At 38.6% G+C, this 12,481-nt stretch carries 11 protein-coding genes and 1 tRNA gene; 1 reads left to right on the top strand and 11 read right to left on the bottom strand.

Annotated elements, in window-relative coordinates; translation table 11 throughout:
• Nucleotides 1-8: 8 nt before the first annotated feature.
• The 4 genes from EDC51_RS00845 to nrdD form a co-directional block, all read right to left on the bottom strand.
• Entirely contained in the window at nt 9-1,046 is a 1,038-nt protein-coding gene (locus EDC51_RS00845; RefSeq protein WP_025267112.1) for an extracellular solute-binding protein, read from the bottom strand.
• Nucleotides 1,047-1,231: 185 nt separating this feature from the next.
• Nucleotides 1,232-2,707 carry a ribonuclease G gene (gene rng / locus EDC51_RS00840; RefSeq protein ID WP_015432382.1) on the bottom strand — a complete coding sequence of 492 codons (1,476 nt, stop codon included), beginning with the start codon at nt 2,705-2,707 and terminating at the stop codon, nt 1,232-1,234.
• A gap of 94 nt (nt 2,708-2,801) precedes the next feature.
• Nucleotides 2,802-3,281: an anaerobic ribonucleoside-triphosphate reductase-activating protein gene (gene nrdG, locus EDC51_RS00835; protein WP_015432381.1), complete on the bottom strand. Its 480-nt coding sequence runs from the start codon at nt 3,279-3,281 to the stop codon at nt 2,802-2,804.
• Nucleotides 3,282-3,293: 12 nt separating this feature from the next.
• Nucleotides 3,294-5,420: an anaerobic ribonucleoside-triphosphate reductase gene (gene nrdD / locus EDC51_RS00830; RefSeq protein ID WP_015432380.1), complete on the bottom strand. Its 2,127-nt coding sequence runs from the start codon at nt 5,418-5,420 to the stop codon at nt 3,294-3,296.
• Between the two features lie 292 nt (nt 5,421-5,712).
• On the opposite strand from nrdD, the gene ycaO reads away from it, so the two are divergent.
• Complete coding sequence (gene ycaO, locus EDC51_RS00825) at nt 5,713-7,476, top strand: 30S ribosomal protein S12 methylthiotransferase accessory factor YcaO (protein WP_064318002.1); 1,764 nt, start codon at nt 5,713-5,715, stop codon at nt 7,474-7,476.
• A 36-nt stretch (nt 7,477-7,512) separates the two neighbouring features.
• Here ycaO and epmB read toward each other — a convergent pair whose 3' ends face one another.
• The 7 genes from epmB to xthA form a co-directional block, all read right to left on the bottom strand.
• Nucleotides 7,513-8,523, bottom strand: coding sequence for an EF-P beta-lysylation protein EpmB (gene epmB, locus EDC51_RS00820; protein WP_131927908.1), 1,011 nt, complete (start codon nt 8,521-8,523; stop codon nt 7,513-7,515).
• Nucleotides 8,524-8,574: 51 nt separating this feature from the next.
• A tRNA-Leu gene (locus EDC51_RS00815) sits at nt 8,575-8,659 on the bottom strand.
• Nucleotides 8,660-8,673: 14 nt separating this feature from the next.
• Nucleotides 8,674-8,997 (bottom strand): preprotein translocase subunit SecG, encoded by a 324-nt coding sequence (secG, locus tag EDC51_RS00810; protein WP_025267114.1) that lies wholly within the window; start codon nt 8,995-8,997, stop codon nt 8,674-8,676.
• Between the two features lie 188 nt (nt 8,998-9,185).
• Nucleotides 9,186-10,067 (bottom strand): N-acetylneuraminate lyase, encoded by an 882-nt coding sequence (gene nanA, locus EDC51_RS00805; protein WP_015432375.1) that lies wholly within the window; start codon nt 10,065-10,067, stop codon nt 9,186-9,188.
• Between the two features lie 77 nt (nt 10,068-10,144).
• Entirely contained in the window at nt 10,145-11,011 is an 867-nt protein-coding gene (locus tag EDC51_RS00800; protein WP_025267115.1) for a MurR/RpiR family transcriptional regulator, read from the bottom strand.
• On the bottom strand, nt 11,012-11,485 hold the full coding sequence (gene nanQ, locus EDC51_RS00795; RefSeq protein ID WP_015432373.1) for an N-acetylneuraminate anomerase: 474 nt from the start codon (nt 11,483-11,485) through the stop codon (nt 11,012-11,014). It abuts the gene before it with no gap.
• Between the two features lie 170 nt (nt 11,486-11,655).
• Nucleotides 11,656-12,459, bottom strand: coding sequence for an exodeoxyribonuclease III (gene xthA, locus EDC51_RS00790; protein ID WP_131927907.1), 804 nt, complete (start codon nt 12,457-12,459; stop codon nt 11,656-11,658).
• Nucleotides 12,460-12,481 lie beyond the last annotated feature (22 nt).

Genomic DNA, 12,481 nt, shown 5'->3' with positions numbered 1-12,481 from the left:
GCATGAAATTATTGTGCTGCTTTTAACTCTTGATAGTATTTTTCATAGAGCTCAATTGCATCACCAACATCATCTTGCCATTGGCTATTTTGTAATACTTCTGAGGTTGGGTAAATTGCTGGATCTTTAGTGATCTCTTCTGGCAATACTTCTAATGCTTTGACGTTAGAAGTTGGATAACCAATCTCAAGAGTTAATTTCTCTGCAACTGGCGCACTTAATAAGTAGTTAATTAACTTATGAGCTGCTTCAGGATTTTTTGCATTTGATGGAATCGCTAAGTTATCCACCCATAACACAGGACCTTCTTTTGGAAACACCATATCTACTGCTGCCTGCTCTTTCTTCGCAATACGAACAGAACCATTCCACAGTTGTCCCACTTCAACTTCACCTGCAATAAACGAGCTAGCAGGATTATCGGAGTTAAATGATAATACGTTTGGACGTAATTTTAACAATTCTTCATAAGCCGCTTTGATTTCTGCTGGATCTTGAGTATTTGGGCTTTTACCTAATTTTAATAGAGCGATATTAAATACTTCGCGAGCATCATCTAATAATTGTACTTTACCCTTAAAGTCTTCTTTCCAAAGATCACCCCAAGCGGTAAATTGCTCCCCTTTATAGGAATCCGTATTAAATGCAATACCCGGCGCGCCTAACAATTGCGGTAAGGAGTATTTATTGCCTTTGTCATAATCCTTGTCTAACCAATCTTTATCAAGTTCAGCAATCACTGGTAATTTACTATGATCAAGCTCCATTAACATACCTTCACGCGCCATTTTAGACACGAAGTAGTTGGTTGGTGCAATCACATCATAACCACCATCTTTCCCTTGGATTTTTAACTTAGCATACATTGTTTCATTTGATTCAAGTGTTGAAACCTCAACCTTGATACCTGTATCTTTAGTAAATTGCTCTAATAAGCCTTCTGGCACATATTCTGTCCAAGTGTAAAGGTGAACAGTCTCATTTGCTAACGCATTTGTTGCACCAAACATTGCTACGCTTGATAAAGCTACAGCCCATTTTTTCATTTCAGTTTCTCCTAAATGATGAAAGAAAGGGTTGGAGGATTCCAACATGGTTAAATCTTTCTAAACAATGAAAGACGGGGGGCATTCTAAGCCCCCCCCTATATTTTGCAAGAAATTTATCATCATTTTGATGTTTTTTTATTCTGTCATTTATATTTTGCAAACTTTTGATAAAAAACAACCGCTTACATTACAACAACATCAAATTGATCCTGATGATAATAAGGTTCCGTTTTAATCTCTACTTTGCGCCCAATGAAGACCTCTAATTCTGCAAGCCGAGCATGGGATTCTTCATTAATCAAGTAATCAGCGACTAAATGCGAAGCATACACAACGTAACGATCTGCTTTATATAAATGGTGTACACGTACAATTTCTCGCAAAATTTCATAACAGACTGTTTCTACTGTTTTTATCGTACCTCTACCTTTACATGATTCACAGTCACAGCACAAAACACGTTCTAAACTTTCCCGCGTACGCTTACGCGTCATTTCAACTAGTCCTAACTGTGTAAATCCATTCACATTCGTTTTTACACGATCACCTTTTAGTGCTTGCTGCAAAGACTCTAATACCCTTTGGCGATGTTCTTCTTCTTGCATATCAATAAAATCAATAATGATAATACCACCTAAATTCCGTAATTGGAGTTGCTGAGCAATTGCCTGTGTTGCTTCAATATTGGTATTAAAAATGGTATGAGCAAGATTTCGATGCCCAACAAACGCCCCTGTATTGATATCAATGGTCGTCATCGCTTCAGTTTGTTCAATGATCAAATATCCACCTGATTTCAAATCAACACGTTTATCAAGCGCCTTTTGAATCCCTTCTTCAATTCGATAAGCATCAAAAAGTGGTTGAGCCCCCGTATAGTGATTAACACTTTCCGTTAATTCGGGCATAAATTCCGCCAAAAACTCTTTTACTTTTTCACAAGTATTTTTCGAGTCAATCTGTACAGCATTAATCCTTGTGCCGACAAAATCACGCAAAATCCGCTGTGCCAATGCTAATTCCCCGTATAGCATAGATTTTGCGGGATATTTCTCTTTGCGTTCTAATACCTTACGCCATAGTCGTTTCAGAAAATTGGCATCCTGTTGTAAACTCTCTTCACTAACGTCCTCAGCTGCAGTACGTACAATAAAACCACCTAGTTCATCACAATATGGCTCAACTAGGCTTTTTAAGCGTACTCGCTCATCTTCACTTTCAATACGCTGAGAAACGCCAACATGGCTATTTTCTGGCATAAAAACTAAATAACGAGAAGGCAATGTAATATCAGTAGTTAATCTCGCACCTTTTGTCCCTAATGGATCTTTAACCACTTGTACAACTATATCCTGCCCTTCCCGTACTAATTCACTGATGTTTTTTACAATGAATTGTTTTTTCTCATTTTCATCGACACATTCAGTATGCGAAACAATATCTGAGGCATGTAAAAAGGCAGCTTTATCTAACCCTATATCCACAAATGCCGACTGCATACCTGGCAATACTCGGGTAACACGGCCTTTATAAATATTACCTACAATCCCTCTTTTTGCTTCTCGCTCAATATGTAATTCTTTTAACAAACCATTTTCTAATAATGCTACGCGTGTTTCACTTGGCGTTACATTCACTAATAACTCTGTACAATCCATTTTTTATCGCTTTACTTAAACTTGTCGGACATGTTCTAATTTTAGCACTACAAGCGCTTGTTTTTAGTAAAATTTTTACAAAACCTGAATTTAATCAAGAAATCTCATCCGCTGAAAAACGATAAATTACTTGATTTGCTGAGCCTCGCCAAAGTAAAGCGGGATCAGCTTGCGCTTGAATAAATTTGCCATCAATCAGCACATCAATATAAGGTAACATTGCCCGTTGCACATTATTTAACTCGGCAAGCGTATACCCTGTCCACAGCCAAATATCTTTATCTGGGCACTCTCGCTTAATCCGCTGTACCAATGGCAGCAAAGTTTCTACATTACGCGGGTGAAGAGGATCTCCACCACTTAAACTCAGCCCTTGCCGCTTTATGCGGGTATCTTTTAAATCTGCTAGAATTTGTTCTTCCATTGCTTTATCAAAAGGAACACCAGCATCAAATGACCAACTTTTTTGATTGTAACAACCTTTACAATAATGGGTACAGCCGCTAACAAACAAGGTACAGCGAGTGCCTTCACCATTTACCACATCGACAGGATAGTATTGAAGATAATTCATATTACTAGACGGTTATAAATGTTTTACTCGCCGCTTCACTTCTTCTTGCTTACCTGCATTAAATGGACGTGCATCTGGGCTACCAAGATAACCACAAACACGGCGAGTTACCGAAACTTTCTCACTATCGTGATTACCACATTTAGGGCAACTAAAGCCCTTACTGGTACACTCAAATTCACCGGTAAAACCGCATTCATAGCATTCGTCAATCGGAGTATTCGTACCATAATAAGGAACTCGTTCATAGCTATAGTCCCAAACATCTTCCAATGCTTTAAGATTATGTTGAATATTCGGATATTCACCGTAACAGATAAATCCCCCACTAGCTAACGGTGGATAAGGCATTTCAAAATCAATTTTATCGTAAGGATTTACCTTTTTCTCTACATCAAGATGATAACTATTCGTATAATAGCCTTTATCCGTAACACCATCAATTACGCCAAAAGCTTTGGTATCTAAGCGACAAAAACGATCACATAAATTTTCGCTCGGCGTAGAATAAAGGCTGAATGCATATCCTGTTTCAGCTTTCCATTGTTGCACAGCCTGCGCGAGATACATCACAATATCAATACCTTTTTGGCGTAATTCTGCGCTATCATAAATGTGTCCTTGCTGATAAAGCGCATTCACTGTTTCATAAATACCAATATAACCTAAGGAGATAGAAGCTCGCCCATTTTTAAAGATTTCCGCAATATTATCATCTGATTTTAAGCGAACCCCACAAGCGCCTTCCATATATAAAATCGGCGCAACTCGTGCTTTTGTGTTTTCTAATCGAGCAATGCGAGTCATTAACGCTTTTTTAGCTATTGCTAAACGCTCATCTAAAAGACGATAAAATTCACTTTCAGAACCTTTAGCTTCAAGAGCTATTCGCGGTAGATTTAAACTAACCACACCTAAATTATTACGTCCGTCATGCTGCAGCTCTCCGTTATATTCATACGCACCTAAGAAGCTACGACAGCCCATTGGTGCTTTAAAAGAACCGGTCACCTTCACTACTTGATCGTAATTCAAAATATCTGGGTACATCCGTTTAGAAGCACATTCTAACGCCAGCTGCTTAATGTCGTAATTGGGGTCACCTTTCGCTTGATTAACGCCCTTTTTAATTGTAAATACTAATTTCGGGAAAACAGGGGTTTTATGGTTTTTGCCCAAACCTCGGATACGATTTCTTAAAATAGACTGCTGGATAAGACGTTCTTGCCAGCTCGTACCTAAACCAAAGCCAAAGGTGACAAATGGGGTTTGCCCATTAGCGGTATGTAATGTATTTACTTCATATTCAAGTGATTGAAAGGCATCAAAACACTCTTTTTCAATCAAGGCCTGAGCATATTGTAACGGGTTAGGAATGTGCCATTGCTCTGCCGTTTTTAAATGTTTTTCATAGCTTAGCTGAACATAAGGCGCGAGGATTTCATCAATTCGATTAATCGTTGTGCCTCCATAAATATGGCTTGCTACCTGTGCAATAATTTGTGCTGTTACTGCGGTGGCGGTACCAATGGATTTTGGCGGTTCAATTTCCGCATTCCCCATTTTAAACCCCTGAGTTAGCATGCCGTTGAGATCGACTAGCATACAATTAAACATTGGGAAAAATGGCGCGTAGTCTAAATCATGATAGTGGATTTCTCCCCTTTCATGTGCAGCTACAACATCCGCTGGCAGCAAATAATTTTTGGCATAATGTTTTGCTACAATGCCAGCTAATAGATCTCGCTGTGTTGGAATAACCTTTGCGTCTTTATTCGCATTCTCATTCAGTAGTTCTACATTGCTCTGTTCAATTAAACCTTCAATTTCTCTTGTTAAACGGCTACGTTTTTCACGTGCTAAATCACGATCATGCCGATACTCAATATAGGCACGAGCAACTTGCGGATACGCGCTTGCCATTAGGCGGTCTTCAACAATACGCTGAATTTGACTAATATCTACTTCGTGCTCATACTGGCTAAAAATGTCGTTACACACTTGCTGCCCAACTTGATGATAATAACGCTCATCTTGAATATCCACGGACTGCGCAGCTCTTTTTATTGCATTAACAATACGTTGAATTTCAAACGTTGCTCGCGCCCCATCTCGTTTGATTACAAAAAATGTACTCATTTACCTTCCTATTTATCATCGGTGAGTTAAACGTATTAGTTACTATATCGGGTTCTGCCTTAAGATCAATTGTTGAAAATCGATTAAAAATACGTTAAAAAGTTAGCAATTAATTGCTTTTGCAGTAGAATTTTTTTGTCAATAAGCAATTCTCAAAAATAATCGGCTTATTTTTATGATTTAGATCAAATCTAAATGCAAAAAATTTCCGCTTAATTTTCTCATCGGCAGGCTTTGATTTCCTGCAATAATTTGATAGTCTGCACGCCGTTTTTATTCACGGAGAACAACCATGTTCGAACAAACCTTTATTACGGGCAAGGATGCAGCCCTTGAAGTGAGCATCGAAAAATTTCAAACTAAACTTAAACAACTCGGCTTTGAGATTGAAGAAGCCTCTTGGCTAAACCCTGTACCTCATGTTTGGTCAGTGCATATCCGTGATAAGGATTGCCCTCAATGCTTTACTAATGGGAAAGGTGCAACCAAGAAAGCGGCATTAGCTTCAGCACTAGGTGAGTATTTTGAGCGTCTTTCTACCAACTATTTCTGGGCTGATTTCTACCTTGGCAAAGAGATGGCAGACAGTGATTTTGTTCACTATCCGAATGAAAAATGGTTCGAAATTAAAGACGATGAAAATTTACCTGAAGGCATATTAGATTCATATCTGCTCTCTTATTTTGACCCGTATGGCGATTTAACCCCAGAGTTGCTGATTGATCTCCAATCTGGTAATCCTGACCGCGGCATAGTAGCGTTACCTTACACTCGTCAGTCAGATGGTGAAACGGTATATATCCCACAAAGTATCATCGCAAATCTATTTGTATCAAATGGAATGTCGGCTGGGAACACTAAAAATGAAGCTCGAGTACAAGCTTTGTCCGAAATCTTTGAACGAGCGATTAAACATCGCATTGTTACCGAAGCAATCAGCCTTCCTGAAATCCCACAAGCCGTGATTGATGGTTACCCTAGCATTAAAGAGGCAATTGAGACGCTAGAAAAAGAAGGATTCCCTATTCTTTGTTATGATGCATCTCTTGGCGGTAAATATCCTGTTATCTGCGTAATCTTGCTAAATCCAAGTAATGGTACTTGTTTTGCTTCATTTGGTGCTCATCCAAATTTCCAAGTCGCATTTGAGCGCACAGTGACTGAATTATTGCAAGGTCGAGGTCTAAAAGATTTAGATGTCTTCGCACCACCATCATTTAACAATGATGAAGTGGCCGATCACGCAAATATTGAAACTCACTTCATTGATTCAAGCGGTCTAATTTCATGGGATTTATTCAAAAAAGATGCTGATTATCCTTTCGTTCACTGGGATTTCTCTGGCACAACAGAGCAAGAATTTGCCAAATTAATGGCAATTTTCAATGAGCTAGAGCAAGAGATCTATATTATGGATTACGAACATCTCGGCGTATATGCTTGCCGTATTCTTGCACCTGGCATGTCAAATATCTACCCATCAGATGACTTAATTTACGCTAATAATAATATGGGAATGGGTTGGCGTGAAATTTTGCTTGATTTACCTTATTTCCATCATGACAAAGAAACTTACCAAGAGCTGCTTGACGAATTAGATGAACAGAGCATTGATGATATGACGCGTGTACGCGAATTTCTTGGTATTGTGGCAGAAAAAGGTTCTGCGCTGCAAACACTACGTATTGGTGAATTAAAATCTATGTTGCATCTTGCTTCTGGTAATTTAGAAGAGGCTCTTGATTGGGCAACATGGACCGCCAATATGAACGCAAGTGTCTTTACACCTGAACGAAATAACTACTACCGTTGTTTAATCAACAGTATCGAGTTATTCCTTGACGACACCAGAGAACCAGCACAATATCGCGCAGTATTTGAGAAAATGTATGGCAAAGAAGCCGTGGAATTTGCTTGGAATGCTGTACAAGGCGGAAATCCATTCCACGGTTTACAAGGTTCGGATGAAAGTCTAAATAATATGCCTGCCCACCAAAAATTGCTTAATGCTTATCGTAAAGTGCAAAAAGCGAAGGTGACTCCAATCCAGCGTTAAATATTCACCACCCCTGATTTAAATCAGGGGTATTTTTTAACGTCCCAACAATGTCTTATTTGGCTCATGTGCGATTTCTCGCACCAATTTAGGGACTAGGTATCCTGAACTAATTCGCTGTAATTCGGTGTAAATCTCCTGCGCGGTTTTATCATCTAGATAAAAATGTGCAGCCCCTTCTACTTTATCAAGTAAATGCAAATAATAGGGTAAAATTCCGCAATCAAATAGCCTATCACTTAACAGCTTTAAGCTTTGAGCGCTATCATTAACCCCTTTTAATAACACCGACTGATTCAGTAAAATCACACCTGATTGTTTCAGCTTCTGCATTTTTTCTGCGAAAAAAGCATCTATTTCATTTGCATGGTTAATGTGATTAACAAGTACAATTTTTAAATGGCTACGTTGGAGACGCTCACACAATTGCTCAGTAATTCGATTTGGAATCACGACTGGTAAACGGCTATGAATACGCAAAGTTCGAATATGCGGAATTTGCTCTAACTCCGTTAAAAGCCAATCCATTTCATGGTCTTTCGCCATTAATGGATCTCCCCCCGATAAGATCACTTCGTCCACTTCAGTATGCGCAGAAATATAGGCCAAGCTCTGTTGCCAGCTCACCTTACCACTTTTCACTTCATGGTAAGGAAAATGGCGTCGGAAACAGTAACGGCAGTTAATTGCGCAACTATTTTTCAGCATAAATAGCAATCGATTATTATATTTATGCAAAATATTAGGCGCAGGAGAATGCTGTTCTTCAAGAGGATCTTTGCAAAAACCTTCAACGGCTAAAAATTCATTTTCCTGTGACATCGCCTGTAAAAAAAGCGGATCATTGCGATTGCCTTTTTGCATTTTTGCCGCAAAAGGGCGTGGCACGCGTAAAGCAAATAGTTTACGAGCTTGAATAGCTTGTTCAAATTCAGCAACAGGCAATTCTAAATAATGAAGTAATGAGACGGGATCATTAAAAGCGAGAGCAAGATCGGCAAGCCAATCCGCTTTTTGAGGCTCAGCAAGCGGTTGATTTTCTTTCATTTTTTACAAACTTGTAACAAAAACCCGACATAATGTCGGGTTCTGCTTATTTGGTGCTCTGGGCGAGACTCGAACTCGCACATCCGAAGACACTGCCACCTGAAGACAGCGTGTCTACCAATTCCACCACCAGAGCGCAAAAATATTAACTTATTGTGGAATATCGCTATTCTCGTTAGGAAGAACTTCTTGCTTCTGCTCTACACCACTTAGGTCTTCAAATTGGCTAGTCGGCGCTTCATTATTCGAAGTTAAGTTACCAATCACTAGGCTAATAGCAAAGAAAATGACAGCCAAGATAGCAGTCGTTCTTGATAAGAAATTCGCAGAACCTGCTGAACCAAACACTGTGCCTGCTGCGCCAGCACCAAAAGATGCTCCAGCATCTGCGCCTTTGCCTTGCTGCATTAATACAAACCATACAAGAATGATGGCAACAAAGAGATAAATTCCAGTAAGTAAATTAATTAACATTATTCTCTCTTAATTCTATATTCTGTCCAAAATAAAATTCCGCATTGATGCGGAATTTGCTCTAATAGTAAGCATACTAACGATTTCATTTTTGAGTTGCAAGTAGATTTTTGATATTTACCTACAGCCGCTTTATTTTTCAGCAAAATAAAGGAGGAAATCGCCAAGCAATTCAGTAATTTTCTACCTTATGAAAGGTATTTCGCTTTTAACTCTTTCACTACAGCTTTTTGCGTCTCGCTTAATGCTTTTGTCATCGGCTCTCGACAATAACCAGCCTGAATACCTTCCTCTTCTAATAATCCTTTGATAGTTTGGTATAAACCATTACCAAGAATGCCTTCAATTAAATCATTGGTAACATTTTGAATAGCCAGAGCTTCTTTAATTTTACCCTGCTGCGCTAGCTCAAAAATCTGTCTCGCACGAATACCATTCACATTAAAAGTCGAACCAATTGCACCATCAACGCCTAATACTGCAGCAGGTAACATCATTTCGTCAAAGCCTGCATAAATTAAATGCGTTGGGAAAGCTTTACGTAATCTTTCTAATAAATAGAAATCGCCTGCCGTAAATTTCACGCCAATAATATTCGGATTTTCAAATAATTCCGCAAATTGACTCACGCCAATATTTACACCTGTTAAAAATGGAATAGAGTAAACAATCATTTTATTGCCAGTTTCACGAATGATTGTCTCATAGAAGTTTTTAATTTCCGGAAAGCTAAATTTGTAATAGAAGGGTGTCACCGCCGACAAACTATCATAGCCCAATTCTGTGGCATATTTACCTAATTCAACCGCTTCTTTTAAATTGACACTACCTACTTGAGCAATAAGGGCGATTTGATCTTTCGCTTCATCTTTGGCAATACGGAAAATCGCCTTTTTCTCTTCAGTCGAGAGCATAAAATTTTCGCCAGTAGAGCCACCAACATACAAACCATCGACTTTCATTTTATCAATATTGTAACGAATAATTTGACGCAACCCTTGCTCATTTATTGAACCATCTTCATTAAAAGAAACCAATAAAGCACTGAAGATACCTTTTAAATTTTTCATTTTTATTCCCTTTTATAGAGAAGCGATAAACTGACATTACTTTGCAAAAGTTTTGCCAAAAATTACCGCTTGTGACACTATTTCGCTCGATGTTCCATAATCACATCTAGCGTTTTCTGTTTATGGCGCACAGCCTGTTCCGGTTCCGCTTTAACTAACAAGGCATAAATTAACTCAACCACAAATAATTGAGCAATTTTTGTGCCAATCGATCCTCCTTGCATCTGTCCTTGTCGATTACCGTTAATTAATACATAATCTGCGACTTCTGTAATGGGCGAACGCAGGTTATGCGTAATCGCAATAGTTTTAGCTTGATTTTCACGCGCAATTCGCATGGCTTTAATTGTTTCTTCTGAATAGCCTGAATGACTGATACCAATCACCACATCCCCTTCTCTTAAGAGAGAAGCTTGCATATACATAAAGTGGTTATTGGTTGCTGCGTCTATTTGTAAACCAATTCGCATTAGCTTGTGCTTGGCATCCTCTGCCATCAAGCCAGAGGAACCTACACCAAATAAAAAGATCCGTTTAGCCACACGAATTTCATTTACTACTTGCTCTAACGCCGCATAATCTAATAAATTAACCGTTTCACTCATAACATTGCTCAAAACCGTCTGTAGCTTTATTGCAATTTCTTTCGGTGTATCCTGCTCAGAAATATCGGTATCAAGTAATGCATTACTATTTTTTTCTTGGGTTGCCAATTCAATCGCTAAATCTAATTTGAAATCGGTATATCCCTTAAAACCTAAAGTACGACAAAAACGGATAAAAGTTGCTTCACCTACATCTAGCTGGCGAGCAACTTCAGATAACGAGCACTGACTCAATAATTCAGGATGAGACAGTATCGACTGTGCAATTTTTTTTTCTGTTTTAGTTAAACTATTTTGTAATGAACCGATAGTATCTAGAATTCTTCCTCTAGCCGACATTTATCCCTCCAGTAAATTTACAGGCACCTTCACAACAAGTTTTTTCAGCATTTTAGGCTGTCCTGCGACCCAATTTCCAGGAGTATGTGGTTCATAAGGCATAAAAATCGCAAACATATTAGGCTGCAATACCACACTATTTTTATACTCGATCTTTTCAGTCAATTGATAGTCGTCTTCTTCACGATATGTATCGAATAAAGCTAAATTTGGTTGTGCCAAACCATAATCAATGGATTCTTCACCACTAATTAATAGCTGAATATCAATAAATTTGCGATGCAATTCTGCCTTTTTACCTGTAGCATCACTCGTTTCAAATGCCATGACATTCATACGAATACCAGGGGATAGCTCTTGCCAACCAAGAGGCAAATTGACTAAATCTAACTGTTTTAATTTATGACATAGGTCTGAAAATACCGGCGGTAATGCTTTTGCAAAATCATCACGGGATAAATCACCTAATAACATCATCAACTCCTTTGAATACTTTGATTATTTTGCTCCACTCTTACATTACATGAGCAAAAATATGCTCCATAGCATAGGCTTTTGTATGAGGAATAACAAGAGGGAAAAAGAAAAAATGAGAAATAGATCAAAAAAATAACGGCTTAGAATTACTTCTAAGCCGTTAGCAATTATTTAAATACCGCCCAGACTGGCGCATGATCAGATGGTTTTTCCATTGCTCGAATTTCTAAATCAATTCCTGTTTCCACACAGCGGTCAGCCAGTGAGTGAGATGCTAAAACTAAGTCAATACGTAAACCACGATTATCATCAAACCCTTTTGAGCGATAATCAAACCATGAAAATTTATCTTCAGTAGCTGGATGCATTGCTCGGAAAGTATCCACCAAGCCATAACCGTGCAGCTTTGCTAACCACGCTCTTTCTTCTGGTAAAAAAGAACATTTGCCATCACGTAACCAACGTTTACGGTTTGGCTCGCCTATGCCAATATCTAAATCTGTTGGGCTAATATTCATATCGCCCATAATCACGATTGGATTTTCAGGTTTCAATTCACTTTCTAAATAGTGCTGTAAATCCGCATAGAATTTCTTTTTTGCAGGGAATTTTGTTTCGTGACTACGGTTTTCCCCTTGAGGAAAATAGCCATTTAATACAGTAAGTATGCCAAATGGTGTTTCGATATCTGCCATAATCATTCGTTTTTGTGCATCAACGGCATCCGTAGGGAACCCCTTACGTACTGCTAATGGCTTTTGCTTAGTTAATAATGCAACGCCATAATGCCCTTTCTGCCCATGATGGAAAACGTGATAGCCCAAATGACTAACTAAATCATAGGGAAAATCTTCATCTGCCACTTTGATTTCTTGCAAACCCAGCACATCTGGTTGGTGTTTTTCAATAATCGCTTCAAGCTGATGAGGTCTAGCGCGTAAGCCATTAATATTAAAAGAGATAAATTTCATTTTGCAAATTTCCTGTAAAAAC

Origin of the sequence: Bibersteinia trehalosi, assembly GCF_004346205.1 — a bacterium.
GTDB classification, from domain to species: Bacteria; Pseudomonadota; Gammaproteobacteria; order Enterobacterales; family Pasteurellaceae; genus Bibersteinia; species Bibersteinia trehalosi.
Note: the sequence above shows the minus strand (reverse complement) of the source record. Positions and strands in the feature narration are given on the sequence as shown.

Excerpts from the sequence above, each read along its gene's own strand:
- epmB (WP_131927908.1), bottom strand. The coding sequence starts at position 8,523 with ATGAAAGAAAATCAACCGCTTGCTGAGCCTCAAAAAGCGGATTGGCTT.
- nanQ (WP_015432373.1), bottom strand. The coding sequence starts at position 11,485 with ATGTTATTAGGTGATTTATCCCGTGATGATTTTGCAAAAGCATTACCG.
- xthA (WP_131927907.1), bottom strand. The coding sequence starts at position 12,459 with ATGAAATTTATCTCTTTTAATATTAATGGCTTACGCGCTAGACCTCAT.
- nanA (WP_015432375.1), bottom strand. The coding sequence starts at position 10,067 with ATGAAAAATTTAAAAGGTATCTTCAGTGCTTTATTGGTTTCTTTTAAT.
- EDC51_RS00845 (WP_025267112.1), bottom strand. The coding sequence starts at position 1,046 with ATGAAAAAATGGGCTGTAGCTTTATCAAGCGTAGCAATGTTTGGTGCA.
- EDC51_RS00800 (WP_025267115.1), bottom strand. The coding sequence starts at position 11,011 with ATGTCGGCTAGAGGAAGAATTCTAGATACTATCGGTTCATTACAAAAT.
- nrdG (WP_015432381.1), bottom strand. The coding sequence starts at position 3,281 with ATGAATTATCTTCAATACTATCCTGTCGATGTGGTAAATGGTGAAGGC.
- nrdD (WP_015432380.1), bottom strand. The coding sequence starts at position 5,420 with ATGAGTACATTTTTTGTAATCAAACGAGATGGGGCGCGAGCAACGTTT.
- ycaO (WP_064318002.1), top strand. The coding sequence starts at position 5,713 with ATGTTCGAACAAACCTTTATTACGGGCAAGGATGCAGCCCTTGAAGTG.
- rng (WP_015432382.1), bottom strand. The coding sequence starts at position 2,707 with ATGGATTGTACAGAGTTATTAGTGAATGTAACGCCAAGTGAAACACGC.
- secG (WP_025267114.1), bottom strand. The coding sequence starts at position 8,997 with ATGTTAATTAATTTACTTACTGGAATTTATCTCTTTGTTGCCATCATT.